General features: G+C 42.0%; 15 protein-coding genes and 1 pseudogene. 12 read left to right on the top strand and 4 right to left on the bottom strand.

The window, feature by feature from the left end; all coding sequences use genetic code 11:
* Positions 1-94 precede the first annotated feature (94 nt).
* Together mog and SJ2017_RS20905 are read left to right on the top strand one after the other, a co-directional pair.
* A complete protein-coding gene (mog, locus tag SJ2017_RS20915) occupies positions 95-628 on the top strand; it encodes a molybdopterin adenylyltransferase (protein WP_055024127.1) in 534 nt (177 codons plus the stop codon).
* Positions 629-1,034: 406 nt separating this feature from the next.
* Positions 1,035-2,042 (top strand): GlxA family transcriptional regulator, encoded by a 1,008-nt coding sequence (locus tag SJ2017_RS20905; RefSeq protein ID WP_055024128.1) that lies wholly within the window; start codon positions 1,035-1,037, stop codon positions 2,040-2,042.
* A 27-nt stretch (positions 2,043-2,069) separates the two neighbouring features.
* On the opposite strand, the gene SJ2017_RS20900 is transcribed toward SJ2017_RS20905, so the two are convergent.
* The 4 genes from SJ2017_RS20900 to SJ2017_RS20885 form a co-directional block, all read right to left on the bottom strand.
* Positions 2,070-2,306 carry a hypothetical protein gene (locus tag SJ2017_RS20900; protein ID WP_055024129.1) on the bottom strand — a complete coding sequence of 79 codons (237 nt, stop codon included), beginning with the start codon at positions 2,304-2,306 and terminating at the stop codon, positions 2,070-2,072.
* A gap of 66 nt (positions 2,307-2,372) precedes the next feature.
* Positions 2,373-3,521 (bottom strand): ABC transporter permease, encoded by a 1,149-nt coding sequence (locus tag SJ2017_RS20895; protein WP_080917243.1) that lies wholly within the window; start codon positions 3,519-3,521, stop codon positions 2,373-2,375.
* Between the two features lie 106 nt (positions 3,522-3,627).
* Complete coding sequence (locus tag SJ2017_RS20890; RefSeq protein WP_080917242.1) at positions 3,628-4,362, bottom strand: ABC transporter ATP-binding protein; 735 nt, start codon at positions 4,360-4,362, stop codon at positions 3,628-3,630.
* Positions 4,363-4,364: 2 nt separating this feature from the next.
* Positions 4,365-5,915 carry an alpha/beta hydrolase gene (locus tag SJ2017_RS20885; protein ID WP_420876292.1) on the bottom strand — a complete coding sequence of 517 codons (1,551 nt, stop codon included), beginning with the start codon at positions 5,913-5,915 and terminating at the stop codon, positions 4,365-4,367.
* A 92-nt stretch (positions 5,916-6,007) separates the two neighbouring features.
* On the opposite strand from SJ2017_RS20885, the gene SJ2017_RS20880 reads away from it, so the two are divergent.
* The 10 genes and pseudogenes from SJ2017_RS20880 to SJ2017_RS20840 all read left to right on the top strand — a co-directional run bounded on the left by SJ2017_RS20880 (position 6,008) and on the right by SJ2017_RS20840 (position 14,325).
* Entirely contained in the window at positions 6,008-6,382 is a 375-nt protein-coding gene (locus SJ2017_RS20880; protein WP_080917240.1) for a GntR family transcriptional regulator, read from the top strand.
* Between the two features lie 43 nt (positions 6,383-6,425).
* Positions 6,426-7,271, top strand: a complete 846-nt coding sequence (locus tag SJ2017_RS20875; RefSeq protein ID WP_080917239.1) for an ABC transporter ATP-binding protein — start codon at positions 6,426-6,428, stop codon at positions 7,269-7,271.
* A complete protein-coding gene (locus tag SJ2017_RS20870; protein WP_080917237.1) occupies positions 7,268-8,593 on the top strand; it encodes a hypothetical protein in 1,326 nt (441 codons plus the stop codon). Before SJ2017_RS20875 ends, SJ2017_RS20870 begins: the two co-directional genes overlap by 4 nt.
* Before the next feature lie 117 nt (positions 8,594-8,710).
* Positions 8,711-10,510: an AMP-dependent synthetase/ligase gene (locus tag SJ2017_RS20865; protein ID WP_080917236.1), complete on the top strand. Its 1,800-nt coding sequence runs from the start codon at positions 8,711-8,713 to the stop codon at positions 10,508-10,510.
* Positions 10,511-10,678: 168 nt separating this feature from the next.
* On the top strand, positions 10,679-11,290 hold the full coding sequence (locus SJ2017_RS20860; RefSeq protein WP_080917545.1) for a GyrI-like domain-containing protein: 612 nt from the start codon (positions 10,679-10,681) through the stop codon (positions 11,288-11,290).
* A gap of 155 nt (positions 11,291-11,445) precedes the next feature.
* Positions 11,446-12,378: an Ssp4 family T6SS effector gene (locus SJ2017_RS20855; protein WP_156003400.1), complete on the top strand. Its 933-nt coding sequence runs from the start codon at positions 11,446-11,448 to the stop codon at positions 12,376-12,378.
* Positions 12,378-12,875 (top strand): hypothetical protein, encoded by a 498-nt coding sequence (locus tag SJ2017_RS20850; RefSeq protein ID WP_080917233.1) that lies wholly within the window; start codon positions 12,378-12,380, stop codon positions 12,873-12,875. The genes SJ2017_RS20855 and SJ2017_RS20850 overlap by 1 nt, the downstream gene beginning before the upstream one ends.
* Before the next feature lie 153 nt (positions 12,876-13,028).
* Positions 13,029-13,265, top strand: coding sequence for a hypothetical protein (locus tag SJ2017_RS21805; RefSeq protein ID WP_244899741.1), 237 nt, complete (start codon positions 13,029-13,031; stop codon positions 13,263-13,265).
* Positions 13,266-13,292: 27 nt separating this feature from the next.
* Positions 13,293-13,817: pseudogene (locus SJ2017_RS21800) on the top strand (lipase family protein); the annotation flags it as partial.
* Positions 13,818-13,920: 103 nt separating this feature from the next.
* Positions 13,921-14,325, top strand: coding sequence for an acyl-CoA thioesterase (locus SJ2017_RS20840; RefSeq protein ID WP_080917232.1), 405 nt, complete (start codon positions 13,921-13,923; stop codon positions 14,323-14,325).
* Positions 14,326-14,407: the final 82 nt, after the last annotated feature.

Raw genomic sequence — 14,407 nt, 5'->3', positions numbered from 1 at the left:
CAGCGATAAAATTGTGGTATTTTAGCCGCATCTAAAGTCTAAAAATCCATTTAGTCTTACAGTAATTTTAATGATCAAGTTTAAGGACCTCGTCATGACCAAAGCTAAAATCGGTATTGTTACGGTAAGTGACCGTGCAAGTGCAGGTGTGTATGAAGATTTATCGGGAAAAGCCATTATTGATGTGCTAAATGAATATTTAACATCAGAGTGGGAACCTGTTTATAAGGTTATTCCTGACGAAACTGCAGTGATTGAAGCCACATTGATTGAAATGGCTGACGAACAAAATTGTAGTCTGATTGTGACCACCGGTGGAACAGGTCCTGCGAAGCGTGATGTGACTCCTGAAGCGACAGAAGCAGTATGTGATCGCATGATGCCAGGCTTTGGCGAGCTAATGCGCGCTGAATCATTAAAGTTTGTGCCTACAGCTATTTTATCTCGCCAAACAGCTGGTTTACGAGGTGACTCACTGATTGTTAACTTACCTGGCAAGCCAAAATCAATTCGTGAATGTTTAGATGCGGTATTCCCAGCAATTCCATACTGCATTGATTTAATGGATGGTCCATTTTTAGAGTGTGATGAGTCTGTGATTAAGCCATTCAGACCGAAAGCAAAATAACTTTTTAAGCCGATTTCAGGTTATCTAGATTACTCACCTAGTAGTCATTATTAAGCGTATTGCGGGATGTTAGCCTGCAATGCGCTTTTTTATGGGCTTTCAATAACTGTTACAACCCTTTTCTAAAGATTAAGTGGGCGCTATAGCCAGTAAATATGGCGAGAAAGGGAATCGCTATCAGGTGAGTAAATACATTGGGCGGCGTATTGAAGTTTACTGATAGTAATAATCCCCAACTGACGGCGAGATAACTCAGACTGATAATTATATGCTGGCTGACTTTTTTCATGACTTGTGTCCTTACTGCTAATGACTCACTGTGATTAACAGTATAAAAACTAGACAAATCGATTTTAAGTGTCATTATTGACAAATATAAAGTCAAAAGTGACATTTTGGGGTCGTGATGAAAACAATTTATATTTTAGCGGCGGGTAACGTGGTGGCGAGTGGTCTGGTGAGCTTTTTAGATGTATTTAGTTTTTGTAATGCCTATTGGCGCCGTATTAATCAGGATGTCAAAGAAGACTTGTTTCACTGTCATGTGATTTCAGCTGACGGTCATAATGTAAAAACCAATCAAGGTTTTGAAGTGCCAGCCAAAGGGCTAGCGCATCCTGATGATATTTTGCAGGCTGATGCCGTCATACTCGCCTCTGCATTTGTGACTAACCGAACTGAATTTCAAGCATTTTTAACCGATTTTGAACCTTTAATAGCACCACTGTCGCGCTTTTCGGCTGCTGAAAAGCCCGTTGCAGCTTATTGTTCAGCAACATTATTACTTGCTGCATCTGGCTTATTAAACCAAAGGCGCGCAACAACGGTTTGGTGGCTTAGCGAGATGTTTGAGCGCAACTTTAAAGATGTGCAGTTATGTATGGATTCATTGGTGGTGTCTGATGGGCATATACATACCGCAGGTGCGACAACTTCCAATTTAAGCTTAGCGCTGCATCTTATTTCGATTTTAGCAGGTGAACAAATGGCGCAGCAGATGGCGAAAATATTGCTGATCGATCCTAATCGCAGCTCTCAACAACCCTTTATGACAATGGCGATTAATCCTGAACAGCATAAAGATGAATTAATACATAACGTACAGCGATGGATGCAGGCTGATTTGAGCCGACATTGGCTACTAGATGATATTGCAGATAAATTTGCTGTAGGCAAACGCACGTTGATTAGGCGCTTTAAAAAAGCCGTGAATGAAACGCCAGCGAGCTATATGCAGCGCCTTCGAGTAGATGAAGCAAAAAGATTGCTAGAAACAACAGAATTGGCCATTGAGCAAATTGTCGAGCGGGTCGGGTATGAGGATGTTAGCTCATTTAGAAAACTATTCATCCAACTCACCACGTTAAGCCCGCGTGCTTATCGACAAAAATTTAATACTCATACCTGCTGCTAGCGATACTTTTTGGGCTTTGAGTGCCAATTAAAGTGAATTAATTTGCTGCTTTAAATCATACTCTGGCTCAGTGACAATTTTCTCTAGCGTGGCAATACGTTGCTTGAGCTCGTTATTTTGCTGGCGTAGCGCGTCTAACTCATGGCTATGGTTATCCGCTAAGTTGCTCGTTTTTGACTTTACATAATGCTTAAACATTTCTGTGGCAGTGGTGCCCACGGTGATGATGATGACTAATGCTAAGATTGCGTATTCTTGTTCCATGATGGACTCCTTGTCTAGATTGAGTGGACTGGTTCAAGGTGAGTTGAACCAGCCCGAGGGCATAGGCTACAAACCAAATACCACTTTTTCACTTTTCAGCAGTTTTTCTAAACCAAATGCAAGTGCAATTGACAGTACCAGTGTGGCTGCAGATGACACCAGTAATTGCAGCATCGGGATTTCGCGTCCTTTAATAAAGGCCATTAAGGCTTGCTGCTGGCCTGAAACAGGTAACCATTCCAGTACATCAGGGGCGATGTTGTAGCTTGCTGCCATAGATAAGGCGAGCGGTACAAACAGCACCATGGTGAGATAGGACTGAGCCTCTTTAAATGTTTTGGCCATAAATGACACAAACAATTGTAATGTTGCCGCCATAATGGCGAGTGGAATGCCAATAAATAGCATTAGCCCCATAAAGTCTGGCGAAATATTTACGCTAAAGCCAAGCTCTTGCCAAGGCACAAAGGTGTAGGCAAATTTAGACACGATTAAAATCAGCAATAAGCCCAGCAATGCAAAGCAGGTGACTGCAATGATTTTACCTAGTACTAATTGGCGCGTACTAATAGGGTGGCTTAATAGCAGTGCTAATGAATTACGTTCACGTTCGCCCGCACTGGTATCAATAGCCAAGTTCATGCCTGAGATAAACACCGAATAAATCATGGTGAAAATGGCAATTCCTAAAATAAAGCCGCCTTTAGAGTCTGGCGTTGCTTGATCTTCTACTACCACTTTAATTGGCTGCACAACAGCAGGGTTAATCCCACGTGCAATGAGGCGTAAGCTGCCCATTTCACCGCTGTAGGCTTGCAGTTGGTTTTCAACTCTGCGAATGGATTGCTGTAGCTTTTCATTTGAGTTATCGGCGATTAAGGTGATTTCAGCAGGCTTGGCTTTCGCCATGTGCGCTGCATAATCATCACTGATGATGAGCTCGATATCTTTGACATCTTTAGCTGCAACCCCTTCGTCAGTTGAAGCGTTAATGCCGCGATTATTTAAGAATCGGACTAGATCAGGCGCGTTGTCGGCATTGGTGATCTTGATATTAAGATCTTCAGGGGTCGACAACTGTCCGATTAATACCATGAACATACCGCACATTAATAAAGGTGTACCGATTGCGTAGTAAAGACCCGCCATGACAGAGCGCTTATCACGCATGGCATCAATCAGTTCTTTGCGAACCATCGCTATAATTGTTTTCATGAGATTGAGATCCCTTCGTTAGTCGATAACACTTGACTCATTTTACTCGTCAATGGGTATGGCAATGGTATCGACACCATTGCAGTTATAATGACAGGCTTATTCATTAGGCTGCGATCCCTTCGTCAGTACCGATGAGTTTAATAAAGGCTTCTTCCAGTGAGGTTTCACCCGTTTGTTGGCAAAGCTCTTCTGGACTACCTGTGGCAACCACTTTACCGTTAGCCATCACGATGACTTGGTCACATAAAGCGGCCACTTCTTGCATCACATGGCTTGAAAACAACACGCAATGGCCTGCTTTTTTAAGCTCAATCAAAATATCTCGCAGTAACCTGGTACTCATGACATCTAAGCCACGTGTTGGCTCGTCTAAAATGATGTTGGTTGGCTGGTGCACTATCGCTTGGGCTAATGCAGTTTTCATGCGTTGCCCTTGTGAGAAACCTTTACATCGGCGGTCGGCAATATCTTCGAGTTTTAATTGCGCGATGACATTGGCTGTTGCTTGTTTAGCGTCAGTCTTTGACATGCCGCTGAGTTCGGCAAAATAGCTAATGTATTCTCTTGGCGATAATCGCTCATATAAACCAAATGGGTCTGGGAATAAGCCCAATTGTGCTTTTGCTTTTGTTGGCTCTTTGGCAACATCAATACCATCGATTTCGGCGTGGCCTTCATCTGCCGCTAATAAGCCAAACACTGTTCGTAGACAGGTGGTTTTACCCGCGCCATTTGGGCCAAGTAGTCCAGTAATATGACCGTCATGAGCACTAAAGCTGAGGTTATCCAGTGCTTGTACGTCGCCAATTTTTTTCGATAAATTCGATACAGTAATCATGATTATTCTTCCTCAGCGTCAGCTGAAAGGGTTTCAACTGAGTTGGCATTTAAGTAAAAGCTTCTACGGACATCCTTTTCTAAGCATTTACCGTCAATGTTATCTATCGAGCCACTGCTAACTAAATCTGCGATGAGATCGTTACCGCAGCTTTGATAAGCCACGCCATGGGTAGCAAATTCAGAGACAAAATGTTTAGCATTAGTGAGTTTTTCTGTGGCCATATCGCCCCAGCTTGGTGGCGTTGCAGGATCTAGCTCACCTGAAAGCAAGAGGGTAGGAATGTCACTTGCGATAGCATCGCTAAAGCTGTTATCTACTTGCGGCATATTCCACACGCTGCACGTTGCCTCTAGTCCTTCTATCATGGTGCCTCCCATGTAAGAGTCTTGTGCTTGTTCGCGCATGCTTGTTGTGATGCGATGAATGTCTTCGCCACAAACTACAGAGGCGTGCATTCCCATGGCGATACCTGTGCTATCTGAGGTTAAGGTGTAAATGCCTAATATGGGTTGGTAGTTCCCCAGAGCGGCTTGATGAATTGCATGGGGCGTTAACGAGCGAATGTTGGGCATGTATAGCGCCATTCTAATCGCACCGTTAAATTTACCTCGAGTCAGCAAAAAGCTGGTTAGCTCATCAGTTTGTGGATCGCGTACTTGTGTCTTGACTGGGGATTCAGCTAACTGATTATCGACAGAGATGAAATCTTGTTCAAGATCCGGGAATTGCTGACCGCATAAACTGTTTTGCTGACAGTCTTTAAAAAGAAGGGCGTAGCCTCTATCGATGGCTTCACCAATAGCGATAACACTTTGCTGCATTGGTACAACACCATCTAAAGTCACGGTGGCGATCGCATTTGGATGTTCACGCATATATAGCTGCGCCATACGGGTACCGTACGATACACCATATAAATGCAGTTTTTCATAACCTAAGTGTTGGCGAATAGCTTCAAAGTCAGTTAACGCCGTTAAGCTGCCATATTGAGTGACATCAGCATCTATTTCATCTAAGCAGGCTTGAGTGTCTTTCACATAGTCCATATCGTCATCATTAAACGATAGCACTGACATATCGTCATCATCACAGGCTAAGATATTAGATTGCCCAGTCCCACGTTGGTCAATCAATAAAATGTCGCGATCTTGACGGACTTTAGCCAGTACGCGGTCAAACCCTGCGGCATTTTCAATGGCTGATTGTCCTGGTCCGCCAGCAATGGCAAGCATGGCTTGTTTTTTAAAGCTGGGTTTAATCGCTGGTAATACAGCGTAATGAACGGTGATTTTCTTGCCATCAGGCTTGGCTGGATTTTCAGCCAATAATAATGAGCCGCACTGCACTTGCTCAGATAAACCATCAACATAACACGCTGAAAGTGGAGCTTGTTCAATAGTAACAGTGCTTTCATCTGCCACAGCAGATAAGCTCATCATAGACAGTAAACCAACTTGAACGGCGCTTATCAGCTTTGATTTTGTTGTCAGCCAATGGGCATTGCTTACCTTGTTATAGGTTCCTTGCAACATAACTTTTCCGATGTTCATTACATCTTTCCTTTTTGCATTTCAGGATGATTGTGGTAACTTAACATTAGTGTATCGGTGTATCAATGTATTAATACAGTAAGTAAAGGCTAATGCTAGAACTAATAAAAGTCAACCCCAGTAGTGGCGAACCCATTTACCGACAATTGCATGAGCAAATTGTGCGATTAATCGTGGGTGGCCAACTACAAGTGGATCAAGTGTTGCCATCAGTGAGACAACTGGCCGAACATTTAGCCGTGAATCCAATGACAGTGTCACGAGCGATTCAACAATTAGTAGAGCAAGGTTGGCTTGAACGTCGACGTGGGCAACCTACTCGAGTCGCGAACAGACAATCTAGCGATGACACGTCGGGTCCGCAATTACTTGTCCCCCAAGCACTTGATCTAATCAATCAAGCAAAGCAATTAGGTATCAGCCTTGAGGAGTTGCAAGCGTTAGTGGCAACTCAGTGGAAACAATAATAAAAAAGCCATAACAGCAGTAAGTTAACAAGGAATACGTTAAATGGATATCAGTACTGAGGCAATTTTAAAATTCAACCAAGTCGACAAGTGTTTTGACGATAATGTGGTGCTTAAACAGTTAAGTTTTAGCTTGTCAGCTGGCATGGTCGTAGGCTTATTAGGTCAAAATGGTGCGGGTAAATCGACGTTAATGCGTGCTGCATTAGGCATTGTTGATATTGAGTCTGGTAGTATTTCAACTTTAGGCGAGCCTGCTGCATCCCTATCTATTCAAGCGAAAGCTAAAATTGGCTACGTACCTCAGCAACCATTTGGTTACGAAGGTTTTACTATTGCGAGCGCGTTAGAGTTACACAGTAGCTTTTATCCGCAATGGGATAAACGTTTACAAACAGAATGGCTTGAGCGATTTGGCCTTGACCCTAAACAACAAGTGCAAAAGCTCTCGGTTGGGCAGCGCCAATCATTAGCCTTGATTATGGCAATGGCTTATCGTCCGCAATTGCTTATGCTCGATGAACCAGTAGCGAGTTTAGATCCCATTGTACGTCGTCAATTCATGGGGGATTTATTCGAATTGGCCTTAGAGTCAGGTTCTGCTGTGTTATTTTCATCTCACATCACCTCAGATATAGAGCGTGTGGCAAGTCATGTTGCATTGATTAAACGCGGTGAGTTGGTGCTATTTAAAGAAATTGATGCATTGCGTGAAGAGGTGAGTTTAGTTCATCTAGGCGAAAACCAAACGCTGCCGCAAGGGGTTAAAGTATTAAACCGTTATCAACAACAGGTGCTGGTGGATAATGAAAATCAACTTGAAATACCCGGTTCAAGTCAAGTTAGCTCCTTAAATTTGGATCAATTATTCATGGAATTACATCGATGAATCATTCCCATGTGAACCCGACAAAACGATCACCTGAATCCATCGGCGTAAAACAGTGCCTTAATGGATTTTATTCATTGTGGTGTCGTGATTTTGGTAGTGTAAGTTTTTTGCTGGTAGCGCTATTGGGGATCGGTCTTGCTGTACTGGCAATCATTAGTAAACCTGAACAAGTTGACGTAATTAGTATTGCTCTAGGCATGTGTATTTTGTCTATTTCAGTGGCAATTGCCTGGCAGTTCATCAAACTGTCGGCCAATGAGCAAGGCGTGTTAATTCCTGGATATTACCAACGAGTAAAGCAGCAAGCCGCACTCGTGTTTATCGTGATGATGTTAACTTGCATCAGTGTTTTATTGCTTAGCCCGCAGCCAATCAATATTGGTTTTTTGTTAGCTTATCTTAGCGTTGGAATGGGTTTTATTCTTGCGTGTTTGAATCGACCTCAACGCTTTAACTTTTCCGTTTTTGTTTTTGTTATTCTGCCTATCTTACCTGAGGTAATAGCCTCTTTACCTGTTGAGGTTGGCCACTTCTTAGCGTTATTGCCAGTGGTATTAGGGGCATTAATTTATAGAAAACTGCAACGCTTTAGTTGGAACCCTCATGCCCGCAGTATTTACTTAAATGGGTTAGAAACCGGTTGGATGATCGGCCCTATTGCAGGGCAGAATCGCTGGTTTATAAAATTAACCCAGTTTTTGCACCCCGCCAGTTATTTTATTGGTCCTATGCTTGGGATGTTACTGCTGGTATTACCGATATTAAGCATTATCGCTATTTTACTGTCAGCTTATTTTGATGCAGAAGTCCCTGTGATTATGGTGTTATCGCAAATGTTGATTATGGTGTGCAGTTTAATTCACTGGACACGTGTGCAACGTTGGCGCGCAGCTGAAACCTTATTTATGCTACCGACCTTTAGCGGAAAACGTGGATTAGTTGATCAATTTTTCAAAGCACAGCTTCATTTATTGGTCATTGTGCTGAGTATCATTACTGTCATTACATTGGTGTCGGCATTATTTAATGCACAGATGACCTTATTGGCAGGCTTACATATCGTCGCCAGCACGATTTGGGCTTCAGGTATGGCATTAGCATTGGGCGCAATGAGCCGCTCAGTATTACAAATTAGTTTAACCATGCTGATTGTGATTGTTCATTCAGTTTGGCTTTCGACCTCGTTAGTGGACTTGCGAGAACAAGGCATGATAACTGCCAGCTATTACTGGGGAGATCTCGGGTTACTGCTGTTAATGGGGCTTTTACTCGTTATCAGTAAACACAAACTATGGAAAAATGGTGTTGCCAGTTTGTAAAATGTAGCGATAATCTGTGAATTGACGCTAATTTAGACTAAAAACTCTTATTTTTCTGTATGGCTTAAAGTAGAATGCCAAAAAGCGGAACACTTGTAAGCTAAAAGGTAATTATTAATGTCTCTCGAACAATTTCATTTAGTCAGACTTCTACAGCAGCAAAGCACAGCATTAGAAGATAACATCGCACTCGAAGGATTTGAGATGGCAGCCCCTTGGAACAAAGTTTCATGGAGCCAATTTGATACTATTACTAATAAAGTGGCACAGCTGTTAATTGATTTTGGTCTACAAGCCCAAGAAAAAGTGGTTATCGTTGCGCAAAACAGCCCACAATGGACATGTGCAGATATTGGCGCACTTAAAGCACGAAACGTAGTCGTACCTGTTTACCCAACAAGCCCAATGGAACAAGCTGTTTTCATCGTTAATGATGCCCGCGCTAAAGTCATTTTTGCAGGTGATGAGAGTCAATACGCAACAGCATGTAAAATCCAAGCACAGTGTCCAACTGTTGAGCATGTCGTGGTGTTTGACAGCAGTGTTAAGCTGGCCTCAGATGAGCATTTCCATTTTGACGATATCCTGATTGCAGAGACAACGCCTGCAAGCGAAGCTGAACTTGAGCTGCGTTTATCGCAAACCAATCTTGATGATTTACTCACCCTTATTTATACCTCTGGTACGACTGGCGTTCCTAAAGGTGTGATGCTGGATTATCGTAATATTGCCTCGATGATCGAACAACACGATACAGAAATTGCTTTTAAAGCGGGTGATGTCTCATTGGCATTCTTACCACTTAGCCATGTGTTTGAACGTGGTTGGAGTTTTTATGTACTGTGTCGTGGTGGTCATAATGTTTATCTTGCAGATACCAACCGCGTTAAAGAAGCGATTGCTGAAGTTCGACCGCATACCTTATGTGTCGTGCCGCGCTTCTTAGAAAAAGTGTATAGCGCTGTGCATGACAAAGTGAACAGTGCACCAGCAATACGTCAAAAACTATTTAACTGGGCTATTGGTGTGGGTTCACGCCAGTTTGAAGTCGGCCAAGGTCGCAAGAAAGCCAGCGCCGCATTATCTGTGCAATGGAAGCTGGCCAACAAATTAGTATTCAGCAAATTACAGAATGTATTAGGCGGTCGTCTTAAGTTTATGCCAGTTGGCGGCGCAGCATTAGATGTCAATGTTGGCGGGTTCTTCCATAGTATTGGTGTACCAATCCTTTGCGGATACGGCATGACAGAAACCTGTGCAACTGTTACCTGTAATACCCTTGATAACCGTGTATCAGGGTCAAACGGTAAACCACTGAGTGCTATGGAAGTGAAAATCGGTGCTAATAACGAAATTTTAGTACGTGGTGACACCGTGATGCGTGGTTACTTTAACCGTCCGCAAGATACTGAAGAAGCGTTTGAAGATGGCTGGTTAAAAACCGGTGATGCAGGCATGTTAGATGCTGAAGGTAACCTATACATCACCGACCGCATTAAAGAGCTAATGAAAACCTCGAATGGTAAATACATCGCACCGCAACGTGTTGAAGGTAAAGTGAGCTGTTGCCCGTTCATCGAACAAGTGGCGATTGTGGCAGATGCCCGTAACTATGTATCGGCGTTAATTGTACCTGCGTTTGAGTCACTTGAATCTTGGGCTAAAGAACATGAGATTAAGTTTGAAAACCCAATAGAGCTGTTACGCCATAGCCAAGTGGTAGAGCATTTTGAGCAACGTTTGAAAGAGCTACAACACGAGCTAGCGGGATTTGAGAAAATTAAGAAATTTACCTTACTGCCAGAAGCCTTTTCGATGGAGTCGGGCTTAATTACCCCAACCATGAAACTGCGTCGTAAGAAGATTTACTCAAAGTATGAAACTGAAATTAACGCCATGTATGGCACTTCATACTAAGTGATATGTGAATTCATTAAACTTTATTATTAAATGTTGATGATTGATTGAATTTAAGGGCACCTCAGGGTGTCCTTTTTTATGGCGCTATTTTAAAAATCATTCTTGGTATTGGATAACCTTGAGCGTCATAATGGACAAATGAATCATGCTAATTTTGAGTGGATAATGGAAAAAGTAGATTATAAAAAACAGTTAAAACACCTTTATCTTCCTTCTAAAAAGCAAGTGGCGACAGTGGATGTGCCGTCTATGTATTATTTGATGGTCGATGGCAAAGGTGAACCTGGGAGTGAGCAATATCAGCAAGCAATTGAAGCACTGTACTCGGTTGCTTATACGATTAAGTTTATGATCAAAAAAGGAGCTACTGCGATTGATTATGGCGTACTTCCACTTGAAGGCTTGTGGTGGGCTGACGACATGGATGACTTTATTAATGACAATAAACACAACTGGCAATGGACCATGATGATCATGCAGCCAAAGCTTGTGGATAAAGAATTAGTGGTAGAAGCGATAAGGCAAGTGAAGCTGAAAAAGTCATTAGCGGCGATTGAACTGGTGCGATATGAATCTTTTAGTGAAGGTCAATGCGCGCAAATTCTGCATCTTGGCCCCTTTTCAGAAGAAGGCCCAACAGTGGCTAAAGTACATGATTATATTGAATCAGCTGGCTTTACTTTGTCAGGGAAACATCACGAGATCTATTTATCCGATATTCGCCGTGCAGCGCCCGAGAATTGGAAAACAGTGATTAGACAGCCTTATTCTACATAACATGAAAAAGAACAGAATTTATTAATAGTCGTTTAGGCAATGTTACACCCATTGCGAGTATAAAGTTCAATTCCTAATACTTTATAATAATTGTCAATAAGAAGGCGGGCAGTACAATAGGCATTTCAAAATTCTAAATGGAAGGACCCATAAGAATGTCGGCAAATGGACAATCACTTTTTAAATCAAGCACCCAATCTTTTTATGAAAATCAGTTAAGCTCGCGACTTAATGCAGAAATTGATTTCAAAACCCTATTTGCCAGAATTGACGCAATACAAGGCCTTACCGGAGCAGGAGTTGTGTATATCGACAGTAAATTTAATATTGTCGAGCTGCGTAAATTTGAAGCGATATGCCAGATTAATCCTATCAAAATCATTTTGCGAGAGCCCCCAGCTCAAATGAACCAATCGTCTTTTGCTGCGCACCTAAAAGGGAGTCAAGGTAATATTCGAGAGTCTAGGCTGGTATCCGAAGTTGCAGGTACAGTATTAAGTTGTGGTGCAGCGGTTATTGGGTGGACTGTTGTATTAGGTAGCAGTGCGGCAGTACCTTTAACTGGTGGTACGAGCGCTGCTATTACTTATTTAGCTGTCGGCGCTTCAGCAGCTAGTTCTGCTCAATGCTTTAATGGTATGGTTCGAACTTATGGTGAAATCAAAGATCCTGAACTTAATAATTATTTAGACACTCAAGAGTGGTATACAAACGCATCCACAGCTTTGGATTTAGTGTCACTAGCTGGTGCAGGTGCTGCAGCGGTTGCTACTATTAAAACGATTAAAGTTATGCAGTTGAGTACAACAAAAAGTACAATTGAAATATTAAAGGGTTTATCTCGCCCTGAAAGAAAAAGAGTAAATCAAGAGATTGCTCGTCTAAATTTACCTGGCGCTTCTAGTCGACTAATAAAGTCACTTAACAGGAAAGGGTTGATAAAAAAGTATTCAGGAATACAGATTACAAATTCATTCCGTTTGCAGCTTAAAGATGCCATAGGTGCTTCATTGAGCTTTTCTGGCAGTGCGTTATCGGGAACAATAAAAACATTGGCTGTTGGTGTGTATGAAGAGGTTTCTGATTAATGAAACCGAGTAATACGCCTAAGAATGACGATGATATTGTTGGTCTATTGCCACCGACTAAATCCATTTTGGCTTTTTTAGCGACTACGATGTTAATGTTATTTTCTGTTGGAACCTTAAATATAGTCATATTAGATTTTTATTTGGATATTAATGCCGAGTGGACACTCCTTTATTTGCTAATAACTGTTTTAATATTTAGCGGTTTAAACTTTTCAGTGGTGAAAGGTTCCTTTTTGGCTGTTAGAATTTTTAAGCGATATTTGACAATTTTGTTTGTTATATTTTTACCGTCAGTATTACTCATGGACTCAAGTACACAAACAATTCCCATTTATTTTTTTGGTATGGGGGTCGCTCTGTCTACATTCTATCTTTTAAATAGCAAGCACTATCAAATATTTGTCGAATATCAGTTTGACGCTATGGAAGACCGTAAAGAAGCTTTAGCTGAGCTGGAAGCAGAGATAAAAGCATTTAAGTCGAAGCGGAAATAGTGATTTAAATTTCGCTCATAGGCCTAATCAAAGGGAGTGCTAAAGCTCCCTTATTGTCCCTTCCTTGCAACTCAAGTTTTAATCACCACATCATGCTAATGTCACAAAAGCGCTTTATCCTTAACTCAGTTATATTTCACTGAATCAGTCACTTTGAAAAAACTGAAACGCTATCAATACGAACGTTATGCCGTGCTATGCAAGGTGACTTATCGGGCAGATTTTGCCCCAGAGAAGCTTGGTTTTTCCCGTCAGTATTACCATGAGATAGCAAACCGCTGGGGAAATATTTGTGCTCGGATAATGTGGCATGCAGATAAAAAAGAAGTGCTGGTGGTATTTCGCGGTTCTCAAACCATGAATGAGTGGCTGATAAACTGCCAGTGCTGACCTAAAGCCAAACAGTTTGCTGATACTAAGTATAATGTCCATGCTGGATATGATTATTTATTAGAACAGAAAACCAATCCGATTCCGCCTCATTACGATCCCAATATCAGTTTGTTTTCTCAACTGCAGATGGTGTTATACCCATTGATTGTAGCGGGTAAAAGAATATCCCTGACAGGGCACTCTTCAGGCGGCTCAATGGCAATTTTAGCTGCTGACAGATTAGAGCGCTTATACCCGAACTCAATTAAACGTGTGGTGACCTTTGGTCAGCCTTCTCCAGGTTTTAAGAGTTTCCAAAAAGCGTATTTATTACAACGGCGTACTTATCGTATTTGCTGTGATATCGACGTAGTGACTTTCTTGCCGCCTCTTCCGGGAATTTTCTTTCATGTGGGTAAAATGCTCTGGCTGCATAACGAACGTATCTATGAAAATACGCCGCCGATAAAACGCTTTTTGATGAGCTTTGTAAGCTGGATTGTGTCGCCGTTTGCCTTTCATTACATGCATAAGTACATTCGTAATAAAGATTTTTTTGATGATATTTAAGGGTGACTCTACTGATGTGGTAGCTTAAGCTATTGCTGATCGTAGACGCCAACTTTAGCGATATTGCTGGCGAGATAATAACAATAATAAAAGGACTTCCTCTGTGTCAGACACCCAGTTTAGCCTAAACCTTACCCCAAGGTTTTGTGAAACCGATGCCTTAGGGCATATCAATAATACCGTCATTCCAGTGTGGTTTGAGGCCGCACGAGATCCTGTGTTTGATATTGTTAATCCAGGGCAAGATCTAACTAAATGGAACATGATTATTGCGGGATTTAATATTGTCTTTAATGCGCCGACTTTTTATGGCACTGACGTGACAGTCAAGACTCACATTAGCCGAGTGGGTAACAGTAGTTTTGAAATTGCACAAAGCTGTTGGCAAAATGGCCGCCAAACTGCAGAAGCGAAAACCACTATGGTGCATTACAACTATCAGACGGAAAAGAGTCAACCAATGTCGGATGAGGTTAAGGTGCAGCTTGCTGCCTTAACGGGTGAGTGATAACGCAATTGTAGATTTGATTTCTCGTTATCAGGTGTCACTGGTCAATATCGTGGCAACACAAAGCTTGGGCAGTTACAGT

Origin of the sequence: Shewanella japonica (assembly GCF_002075795.1) — a bacterium.
Lineage (GTDB): Bacteria > Pseudomonadota > Gammaproteobacteria > Enterobacterales > Shewanellaceae > Shewanella > Shewanella japonica.
This window is presented reverse-complemented; position numbering and strand designations above follow the sequence as displayed.

What these genes read in the sequence shown, in the direction of transcription:
- SJ2017_RS20905 (WP_055024128.1), top strand. Translation starts at nt 1,035, where the DNA reads ATGAAAACAATTTATATTTTAGCGGCGGGTAACGTGGTGGCGAGTGGT.
- SJ2017_RS20850 (WP_080917233.1), top strand. Translation starts at nt 12,378, where the DNA reads ATGAAACCGAGTAATACGCCTAAGAATGACGATGATATTGTTGGTCTA.
- SJ2017_RS20880 (WP_080917240.1), top strand. Translation starts at nt 6,008, where the DNA reads ATGCTAGAACTAATAAAAGTCAACCCCAGTAGTGGCGAACCCATTTAC.
- SJ2017_RS20890 (WP_080917242.1), bottom strand. Translation starts at nt 4,362, where the DNA reads ATGATTACTGTATCGAATTTATCGAAAAAAATTGGCGACGTACAAGCA.
- SJ2017_RS20870 (WP_080917237.1), top strand. Translation starts at nt 7,268, where the DNA reads ATGAATCATTCCCATGTGAACCCGACAAAACGATCACCTGAATCCATC.
- SJ2017_RS20855 (WP_156003400.1), top strand. Translation starts at nt 11,446, where the DNA reads ATGTCGGCAAATGGACAATCACTTTTTAAATCAAGCACCCAATCTTTT.
- SJ2017_RS20860 (WP_080917545.1), top strand. Translation starts at nt 10,679, where the DNA reads ATGGAAAAAGTAGATTATAAAAAACAGTTAAAACACCTTTATCTTCCT.
- SJ2017_RS20865 (WP_080917236.1), top strand. Translation starts at nt 8,711, where the DNA reads ATGTCTCTCGAACAATTTCATTTAGTCAGACTTCTACAGCAGCAAAGC.
- SJ2017_RS20895 (WP_080917243.1), bottom strand. Translation starts at nt 3,521, where the DNA reads ATGAAAACAATTATAGCGATGGTTCGCAAAGAACTGATTGATGCCATG.
- SJ2017_RS20885 (WP_420876292.1), bottom strand. Translation starts at nt 5,915, where the DNA reads ATGAACATCGGAAAAGTTATGTTGCAAGGAACCTATAACAAGGTAAGC.
- SJ2017_RS20875 (WP_080917239.1), top strand. Translation starts at nt 6,426, where the DNA reads ATGGATATCAGTACTGAGGCAATTTTAAAATTCAACCAAGTCGACAAG.
- SJ2017_RS20900 (WP_055024129.1), bottom strand. Translation starts at nt 2,306, where the DNA reads ATGGAACAAGAATACGCAATCTTAGCATTAGTCATCATCATCACCGTG.
- mog (WP_055024127.1), top strand. Translation starts at nt 95, where the DNA reads ATGACCAAAGCTAAAATCGGTATTGTTACGGTAAGTGACCGTGCAAGT.